A 2,435-nucleotide genomic window follows, 5' to 3' on the forward strand; every position below is an offset into this window, starting at 1 on the left:
GCCTGGAACAAGGGCACGCATGGGCGCAGCGGGCTGATCGACAAGGTCAAGGCCTCGACGCTGGACGAGGCCACGGCCGAGCAGCAGTTGATCCAGTTCATCTCGCGCTACATCCCGAAGAGCGGCTCGCCGATGTGCGGCAACACCATCGGCCAGGACCGGCGCTTCCTGGTCAAGTACATGCCCAAGCTGGAAGCGTACTTCCACTACCGGAACCTGGACGTCAGCACCCTGAAGGAACTCGCCAAGCGCTGGAAGCCGGCGGCCTACAACGCCTTCAAGAAGCAGCAGGCCCACACGGCGCTGGCCGATGTGCACGAGTCGATCGAAGAGCTCGCGCACTACCGGGAGACCTTCCTGCGGCTTCAGGATTGAGGTTCAGGATTAAGGATTAGGTAAAAACCCGAGTCCATGCGATAATCGATGACTTCGCTGAGAGAGCCTTTTCAGCGTTTTCTTGCATCTCCCTATCTTGCACATCGCGCCCGAGTCACAGTGAGTGACTGAATCACGGGCCGCAGCCCCGACGAGAGTCGAAGGCTGAACGTCGTTGGATGGTTGATGTTTTTCACCACCCGACGGGGCGCCGCCTACGGCAGCGCTCGCGTTTGAGATTGAATAAATGACCGACGCTTTTGAAGCGCAGGGCGAGTTCGCGCCTGTGCAATCCGATGATTTCGCTGTTTCCGCCGTGATCAGCGAGTCGCTTTCCGTTTCCAACGATGCACCCGAGCTCGAGGCTCTGGACGCGGTCGAGACCACCGCCGAGCCGAAGCTGCCGAACGGCTTCATCAAGCTGGGCCTGGCGCCCGAGCTGATCGCCGCGGTCGAAGACCTGGGCTTCACCCAGCCGACCACCGTGCAAGAGCAGGTAATCCCGCGCGCCATGACCGCCAGCGGCGGTGCCGACGGCGCCACCCGCTTCGTCGACCTGATGGTGTCGAGCCAGACCGGCAGCGGCAAGACCGCGGCCTTCCTGCTGCCCGTGCTGCACACCCTGCTGCAGCGCCAGGCCGAAGCCGAAGCTGCCAGCAAGGCCGAGTTCCAGCGCCTGGCCGCCGAAGCCGCAGCCCGCGGCGAAGCGCCGCCGAAGAAGGCCAAGCGCAAGGATCCGACCAATTCGCGCCACTTCAAGGCCGCCACGCCCGGCGCCCTGATCCTGTGCCCGACGCGCGAACTCGCGCAACAGGTCGCGCACGACGCCATCGACCTGGTCAAGCATTGCCGCGGCCTGCGCATCGCCAACGTGGTGGGCGGCATGCCCTACCAGCTGCAGATCGCCAAGCTGCAGAACGCCGACCTCGTGGTCGCCACGCCGGGCCGCCTGCTCGACCTGCAGCGCTCGATGCAGATCAAGCTCGACCAGGTCAAGTTCCTGGTGGTCGACGAAGCCGACCGCATGCTCGACCTCGGCTTCTCGGACGACCTGGCCGAAGTCAACCAGCTGACGATCGAACGCCAGCAGACCATGATGTTCAGCGCCACCTTCGCGCCGCGCATCCAGCAGCTGGCCCAGCGCGTGATGCGCGAGCCGCAGCGCGTGACCATCGACAGCCCGCAGGAAAAGCACGCCAACATCAAGCAGAGCCTGTTCTGGGCCGACAACATGCAGCACAAGCGCAAGCTGCTGGACCATTGGCTGCGCGACACGACCATCAACCAGGCGATCGTGTTCGCCAGCACGCAAGTCGAGTGCGACGGCCTCGCCAACGACCTGCAGCAGGACGGCTTCAGCGCCGTGGCGCTGCACGGCGCGCTGAGCCAGGGCCTGCGCAACCGCCGCCTGATGGCGCTGCGCCAGGGCCAGGTGCAGATCCTGGTGGCGACCGACGTGGCCGCGCGCGGCATCGACGTGCCGACCATCACGCACGTGTTCAATTTCGGCCTGCCGATGAAGGCCGAGGACTACACCCACCGCATCGGCCGTACCGGCCGTGCCGGCCGCGACGGCCTGGCGATCACCTTCGCCGAGCAGCGTGACCGCCGCCGGATCTTCGACATCGAGGGCTACACCCGCCAGCAGTTCAAGCCCGAGGTGATCCCCGGCCTCGAGCCGCAGCAGCGCGCGCCGCAATCGCGTGCGCCGCAGGGCGACTTCCGTGGCCGTGACAGCCGCGACAACCATTCGCGCGACCGCAAGTTCGGTGGCGGCGGTGGCGGCCATCGCGGCGGCAACACCGGTGGTTTCGGTGGTGGCGGCAGCAACTACGCAGGTGCCAGCGGCTTCAACGACCGCAATGCACGCGGCCCGGGCGCCGGTGCGCCGCGCGGCTTCCAGAATGCGGGCAACGCCGGTTTCGGCGGCGGCCGCGATGAAGGCGGCGGCGGCTACGGCCGCAAGCCGGGCTGGGGCGACAGCGCTCCGCGCGGCGGTTTCGACAATGCCCCGCGCGGCGGCTTCGGCGGCGGCGCCGGTCGCGGCGACGGCTTCGCGC

2 protein-coding genes are annotated in these 2,435 nt (G+C 67.0%); both read left to right on the top strand.

Annotated features, from left to right (window positions below; translation table 11 throughout):
• A partial coding sequence (orn, locus tag AC1D2K_RS33430) for an oligoribonuclease (RefSeq protein ID WP_478094570.1) occupies window positions 1–375 on the top strand: 375 nt, incomplete at its 5' end.
• A 247-nt stretch (window positions 376–622) separates the two neighbouring features.
• A partial coding sequence (locus AC1D2K_RS33435; protein WP_478094572.1) for a DEAD/DEAH box helicase occupies window positions 623–2,435 on the top strand: 1,813 nt, incomplete at its 3' end.

This window comes from Variovorax sp. P1_H12_2 (genome assembly GCF_056405335.1).